This is a genomic window from Paenibacillus oceani, from assembly GCF_014705615.1.
GTDB lineage: Bacteria > Bacillota > Bacilli > Paenibacillales > NBRC-103111 > Paenibacillus_AB > Paenibacillus_AB oceani.
On sequence record NZ_JACXJA010000022.1, the window covers coordinates 162346 to 168947 of the forward strand.

Below are 6602 nucleotides of genomic sequence, written 5' to 3' on the forward strand. Positions count from 1 at the left end.
CTCCTTTTTCCCGTATATTGCCCGGGCTTTCGGACCGTCATGCTTGGAACTTGATGGGCTGCGTGAATGTAATGATAATTATTACTATTAATTTGACAAAACGGGTGTAACTCTTTAATGTTAAATTAATAGTTGAACGGACGAATCGCCTTTCTTGACTGATCGGAACGAAAAAGTATTTGGTCGCCCGTTCAACTTTATCCAACATACTTCTAATTGAAAACGGTGAACCTATATGAAACGAAACCCGACACCAGTCTACCTGTTATCCGGATTTCTCGGCAGCGGGAAAACGACCTTATTGAAAAGATGGCTGGAAGCGGCGGAAGCGGGAGGCCGCAAGCCGGCCGTCGTGATGAACGAGCTGGGCGAAGTGAACTTCGACGGCATCGAGCTTGGAGACGACGTGCGTATGGCTGAGATGCTTGGAGGCTGCATCTGCTGCACGGTGCGGGGCGACCTGGGTACGGAGCTGCTGAAGCTGATTCAGGAGCACGATCCGGATATGATCCTGATCGAATCGACGGGCGCGGCCAATCCACTTGAGATTATCGATGCGGTGACGGATGCGTCGATGCTGGAGCGGGTCGAACTGAGGCGGATCGTCACGGTTGTGGATGCCGGGCATTTGCAGGAGTGGGCGCGGAAAGGAAAAGGTTCTACGTACCGGCTTATGAAGGAGCAGATTAGCTGCGCTTCGGTCATTTTGCTGAACAAAACCGACCTGCTCCCGGAAGCGGACACGGGGGAGATGGAGCGGCTCGTCCGCGAATGGAACGGATACGCCCCGATCTACCGTACGGTAGGAGCGGAGATCGGGATCGGGCTGCTGGAGGAACCCGCCGAAGGCGGCTCTGTGGCGAATCATAGTTCCGTCCTTGCTGCTTCCGATGAGACGGGCCCCTCGTGTTGCTGTGGCGGAGCGGCTCACGAGCATGACTATGTACATGAGCACGATCATTCGGAATGCTCGGAACCGTCGCATCATCCCGAGCACCACCATACCCATGAGCACGTGATGGCGTATACGCATTATTTCGAAGGTCCGATCGACAGCGAACGGTTCGAAACGATGATGGGCCGCCTGCCTGACGGCGTATACCGGGCCAAAGGCATTTTGACGTTCACGGATACCGCCTCCCGGTTCATGTTCCAGTACGCCTACAAACAGCTCGATCTGATGAAAATTATGCCTCAGGGCGTCGTTCCCGATGTGGCCGTCTTTATCGGAGAGCACTTCGACAAAGTGAAGTTGGAGCTGGACATTCGGGCTTTGAGCGAGTCTTAAGCGATAGCGGCTAACTGGCAAACTATGAGGCGTATCTATAGAAGGCGGGCTAAAAGAACCTCCAATTCCACTAAAGTGGGTTGGAGGTTTCTTGTTTAACGTTATAGCATGCTTAAGTTTACTAAAGCGTTAAAACGGTAAAATGCAACATTTTTTACTAAGAAAAGCCTCCGCTAACGCAGGTTCATTCATCGTGGAAAGGGTTTGTTACAAGCTTTTCTTACTTCTGTTTTACGGTTAGCACGAACGTTTTCGTGTCGGCGTGACCGCCGCTAGTAAGTACCGCCGTCAGTACAACCGAGGCGTCCCCGCTGCCTGCGGCCGGCCGGGAAACGGTACCGTCGCTCGCGACAACCGAAGTATTGCTGGATACCCACTGAACATTCGAGCCGTATGGCCCTTTTGCCGGCAAAGTGATCGATCCGGTTACATTCGATGATGATTGGGCTTCTCCATATACGATAGCCAAAGATTCCTTGTCTGCCGCTACTTTCTGCGCATCCGTCAATTGCTGCTTGACGGTCAGAGTGAACGATTTCGCATCCGAGTACCCCCCTGCCGAGATTATCGCGTTAAGTACGACCGTCGCATCCCCTTGTCCGGCCACCGGCCGGTTAACCGTTTTGCCGTCGTTCGAGATGATGAAAGGATTGGCGGAAACCCACGTAATCGCGGAACCGTTCACGCCCGAAGCCGGCAGCGTCAACGATTGCGTGACGGCAGATGCCGAGTCCGAGCCTCCGTATACGATAGCCAAAGCTTCTTTATCCGCCGCTACGCGCTGCGCATCGGTCAATTGCTGTTTGACCGTCAAAGTATACGTTTTAATATCCGAAGAACTTCCATAAGTGATAACGGCCGACAGGACGACGGAAGCGTCTCCGCTGCCGACGGCAGGACGGTTCACGATCTTGCCGTCATTCGAGATGACAGATGCGTTGCTGGAGATCCAGGTTACCGCAGAGCCGTTCGGCCCGCTCACCGGCAGCGTTAACGGGCGTGTAATGCTGCTTGCCGTATCCCCTTCGCTAAAAGTAACGGCTAGCGTCGCTTTGTCGGCGGCAACACGCTGGGCGTCCGTAAACGACTGTTTGACGGTCAGAGCGAATGTTTTCGTATCCTTAACAGTCCCGTAAGTAATTGTAGCCGTAAGCGTTACGGCGGCATCGCCTTGTCCCGCAGACGGCCGGTTAACCGTTTTGCCGTCGCTTGTGATGATGGAAGCGTTGCTGGACGTCCATGTGATCGTGGAGCCGTTCGGCCCGCTAGCCGGCAGTGTCAAAGGCTTTGTAACGGAATCCGTTGTATCCCCGCTACTAAACGTGATTGCTGTTGCGGCTTTATCGGCTGCCACCCGCTGAGCGTCCGTCGTTTGCTGTTTCACGATCAGATGGAACGTTTTGACGGCAGTTGTTTCCCCGTAACGGATAGTTGCCGTAAGTGTGACGGCTGCGTCACCCTGGCCGACTGCAGGTCGATTGACGGTTAATCCGTCGTTCGAGATAACCGAAGTATGGCTTGATGTCCATGAAATCGTCGAACCGTGTGAACCTACAAGCGGCAAAGCCAACGGCTGCGTAACATGATTGGCGGAATCCGTACCGCCGAATGTGATCTCCAGCTTTTTTTTGTCCGCTTCAACCCGCTGCTCCTCCGTCAAGTCGGAATGCTGGAGCTTACGCTCCATCGCCCGGCGTATGGCCTCCCGGGCAGTGTCGTTTTTCTTCCCGCGTTCCAGTGCATTTTCCAGACCGGTCTTTTTCGCTTCGTGTTTGTTCGGATGGTCCGCTTTGGCGTAAGCGGCGCCGGTCATCAACAAGGTGAAAGCCGCCGTGCAGATCAATATTTTCTTCTTCATCCTGCGTATCCTCCCCATTACTTTTCTTGAATACTACGTAATTCGTTTACGTTACTATATATTGGGGGGTGAGATATCGTAATGAGGAAAAAAGTGGGCGGTTTACCATCCGTTCTTTTATGAACACATCAGGAACGCTCGCCGTTACAGGCACTATGCTTACAAAAGGAAGTTCGCTTGCCGGCAGCATAACGGACAGCGTCTACGGGAGTGCAGCGGACGGCGGTGTAACCGGAACGCTTTCACCCATCCTGTACCGAATCAGATATTGCGGAATGTCGCTCAAGCGGCTGACGATCGATTGCAATGTCGATAACGTCGTGACCAGTTCTTCGGCGCGGCCCCATCACCGGACTTTTATAAACGACGGAGAGGGTTACATCTATTTGCTGGAAGACTTAAAGGTCATTGCAAACGGAGTATGGGTGTTCCGCGGTGACGTGAACAAACGGCACGTTTATATGCAGCAAGGCCATCCCGAACCGAACGCAGGCATCTACGTGAAGCTGCTTCCCGGACCCGGTTGAATGCTTATCTGTTCGGTCCGATCGTTATTTTGTAGGGCAGACCGGGGTGGGGCGGACTTAACGGTCAAAAAGGTTGAACATCACTTGATATATTTTTTATATCTGATATACTAAGTATATAAGGGGGCGATACTTATTCAAGTTTGTCCGTACCTGGAATATGCGTTCAGCATTTTGGGGAAGAAGTGGAACGGGTTGATCCTGCACGATTTGTCGCTGTGCCCGGACGGTGCCGCCCATTTCTCGGAGATACTGAAAGACTTGCCCGATATTACGCCGAGAGCTCTTTCTTTGAAATTAACCGAGCTGGCCGAGAACGGGTTTCTCGAGAAACAAGTAACGGCCGAGCCGGCCGTCGTCATCACCTACCGGCTGACGGAGAAGGGGCGGGCTTTGACAGCGGCGCTGGGGCCGGTTCAACAATGGGCCTTGCAATATCGTGACCGATAACTTGAAAGGGGAGCATACAATGAACAACAACAATATGATATGCGATCTGGAAACGGGAGTATGCGGCGATCCCGGCGAAGACGCTGTGGAGACAATCGATTTGAACGAGCCGCAGCGCCAGGTTCAGCTCTATTATGTAACCGATCCGATCTGTTCGCACTGCTGGGCGCTGGAGCCGGTACTGCGGAGGTTTGAGACGCAGTACGGGCACTACGTCCAGTTCCGCACGGTGATGGGGGGACTGCTCGCAAGCTGGAACGGCTTCGCCGACGCCGGCAACGGAATCAGCCGTCCTGCCGATGTGGCGGGGCATTGGAGGGAGGTCGGCGAGCATTCGCGTATGCCGATCGACGGTTCCTTATGGCTCGATAACCCCGTGTTGTCGTCGTATCCGCCGTCCCGCGTCTATAAGGTGATTCAGCAAAAAGACGAGAAGCTCGCCTCCGTATTTCTGCGCAAAGCCCGGGAGGCCGTCTTTGTATGGAATCGGAATATCGGGCAGGATCAGGTGTTAACGGATATCGTCAATGTTATGGGACTGGACGGCGCCGCGATCGTAGAGGAAGCAGGCAGCCCCGAGACGCAGGCGATGCTGGAGGCGGATTTTGCGTTATCCCGGTCTTTGGGCGTTCGCGGATTTCCGACGATCGTACTCGTGAACGAAGAGCGGAAGGGAGTCAAGATCGTCGGGGCAAGGCCGCTTGACACTTACGTTGCGGGACTGAAGCAGGCGCTGCAGACCGAATCCTTGCAAGCGAAGCCGGTTCCTGAACTGGACGAGCTGCTGCAGAAGGAAGGACGCCTGTTTTCCAAAGAAATCGAGGTTCTGTACGATCTGGAGCAGCAGGAGGTCGGTTCCTATATCGAACAAAAGCTGCTGGCGGGAAGCAGCACCGTGAAAGAAATGTTAGGTGAAGTCTACTTGGAGCGAACATAAAGCTAGGTATGGAATAGAAGCCGAGGGCGCCCTGCTTACTGCAACTGGAGTAAGGGGGCTTTTTGGCGTTTATTTGGCTAACCCAATTTCCGTCTGTTGTAAAAAAAGTCATGCATAAGGATGCTTTCGTTTGACTAACGGATGGCGGTTCTTTATATTTTAGAAAGTTGAATATATAACTCTTCAAATAAAAAGGGGGCCGTTCAAACCGTGGAGGATCGTCCGGAGTATATCGATATTCAGGCCGTTATGTCGGAGATGCGGCAGGTGCAGCAAAAATCGAGAACGTTTGTGGAGCTGTTGACGCGTAACGACGTGTTGTCGCAAAATCATATCACGCTGCTGATGGATTTGAAATTGACCGGGAGCATGCGGATTACCGATATTTCCGAGCGCTTCTTCATTACGGCCGGCGCGGTGACCTCGATGTGCGACAAGCTGGAGGATCAGGGGCTTGTATGCCGGATTCGGACGAAGGAAGACCGTCGGGTGGTGATGGTCGCCTTAACCGAGGCCGGGGAAGAGAAGGTGAGTGAAATTTTCAAGCGAATCCCGCCGCAGAAGCTGCGCACGATCGCGGACGTGTTCAAGCAAGTCAACGAGCTGATGGACCGGATTGTCGAATGAGAGGAGCGGCTGACTGCCTTCGGCAAGGCCGCATATATAGCGCTTTGAAGCAAGAAAGGTACAACCGCTCCGAGACGGGAGGAGGCTGCACCCTTTTTTGTATGCGCTCCTTTCATGGGAGCATCTATTTCACCATATGGCGGACGACTCGAAGCCGAATCGCACTATCAGGCACCGTTACAGGCGAATCCCCGGGGTTGAGCAAGGTGACGCGAACCAAGCCGGCACTGTTTGCGCAAGCTCGAAAGAAGCGGAACGATATCGGCAAGCGGCATCGCTTCGATCTACCAGCCGTATTCCACTCCCTCGACCGTAAACGTTTGAGAGACGGCGGATCGGGCGGCTACGGCAGCGGAGGCGAACGTGACGGCAGTCAGGGGGGCATGGCCTTCGACGCTGTAATCGATCACCTGCAGCAGTCCGGGGGAAACGGCCCCGTCCTTGTAAACCGGATTGCCAGCTCCCAGGCAGGGGGAACGAAAGAGAACCGGTCCGCTCAAGGGGGCGGTGTTATAAACGTAAATGTGCGCCGAGCTGCCGCCGCTCAGCGTATCGCTTTCCAACTGCCAGCTTCCGGCCGCTTGCAGGCGGTAGCCGGCGCCTTCTCCAGGATTTTCAAGACTTCCGCCATGATCGTTTCTTCTTGGCTGCAGAACAAATCGTATTGTTCTAGCAGCGCGGAGAGTTCAATTCTGGCTGCTGCGAGTCCTTCTGTAAGCCCGATCGAGGCCATTGCAGTCGCGCAGAGCCGCTCTGCCCTCTTGATGCCTACACCGCGTTTGATTTCCGTCTTCCAGTGTGTGAGAACGCCTTTGGCGCCTGTAAAGACGATCTCCTCAGGAGTCGGAAATGCGCGCATGCTCATCAGCGAGGCTTTGCCTTCCCAGTCCTTGAATACCTGTGGATATTCGGGGA

Annotated in this window: 7 protein-coding genes and 1 pseudogene; 5 read left to right on the forward strand and 3 right to left on the reverse strand. The window is 54.0% G+C overall.

What is annotated here, in order from left to right; genetic code table 11:
- The first annotated feature begins 235 nt into the window (after positions 1–235).
- Positions 236–1288 (forward strand): CobW family GTP-binding protein, encoded by a 1053-nt coding sequence (locus IDH45_RS17755; protein WP_190929460.1) that lies wholly within the window; start codon positions 236–238, stop codon positions 1286–1288.
- Between the two features lie 220 nt (positions 1289–1508).
- Here the strand turns inward: IDH45_RS17755 and IDH45_RS17760 are convergent, their stop codons facing one another.
- A complete protein-coding gene (locus IDH45_RS17760) occupies positions 1509–3146 on the reverse strand; it encodes an immunoglobulin-like domain-containing protein (protein ID WP_190929461.1) in 1638 nt (545 codons plus the stop codon).
- 119 nt (positions 3147–3265) lie between these two features.
- On the opposite strand from IDH45_RS17760, the gene IDH45_RS17765 reads away from it, so the two are divergent.
- The 4 genes from IDH45_RS17765 to IDH45_RS17780 all read left to right on the forward strand — a co-directional run bounded on the left by IDH45_RS17765 (position 3266) and on the right by IDH45_RS17780 (position 5687).
- On the forward strand, positions 3266–3673 hold the full coding sequence (locus tag IDH45_RS17765; RefSeq protein ID WP_190929462.1) for a hypothetical protein: 408 nt from the start codon (positions 3266–3268) through the stop codon (positions 3671–3673).
- 135 nt (positions 3674–3808) lie between these two features.
- Positions 3809–4123, forward strand: coding sequence for a winged helix-turn-helix transcriptional regulator (locus tag IDH45_RS17770; RefSeq protein ID WP_190929475.1), 315 nt, complete (start codon positions 3809–3811; stop codon positions 4121–4123).
- 19 nt (positions 4124–4142) lie between these two features.
- The gene (locus tag IDH45_RS17775; protein WP_190929463.1) at positions 4143–5060 is read left to right on the forward strand and encodes a DsbA family protein; all 918 of its coding nucleotides are present in this window, start codon (positions 4143–4145) and stop codon (positions 5058–5060) included.
- A gap of 210 nt (positions 5061–5270) precedes the next feature.
- Positions 5271–5687, forward strand: a complete 417-nt coding sequence (locus IDH45_RS17780) for a MarR family winged helix-turn-helix transcriptional regulator (RefSeq protein ID WP_317891231.1) — start codon at positions 5271–5273, stop codon at positions 5685–5687.
- Between the two features lie 284 nt (positions 5688–5971).
- Here the strand turns inward: IDH45_RS17780 and IDH45_RS17785 are convergent, their stop codons facing one another.
- Both IDH45_RS17785 and IDH45_RS17790 read right to left on the reverse strand, forming a co-directional pair.
- A complete protein-coding gene (locus IDH45_RS17785) occupies positions 5972–6250 on the reverse strand; it encodes a hypothetical protein (protein WP_190929464.1) in 279 nt (92 codons plus the stop codon).
- Positions 6232–6602, reverse strand: a pseudogene (locus tag IDH45_RS17790) (hypothetical protein); the annotation flags it as partial. The pseudogene IDH45_RS17790 and the gene IDH45_RS17785, both read right to left, overlap by 19 nt.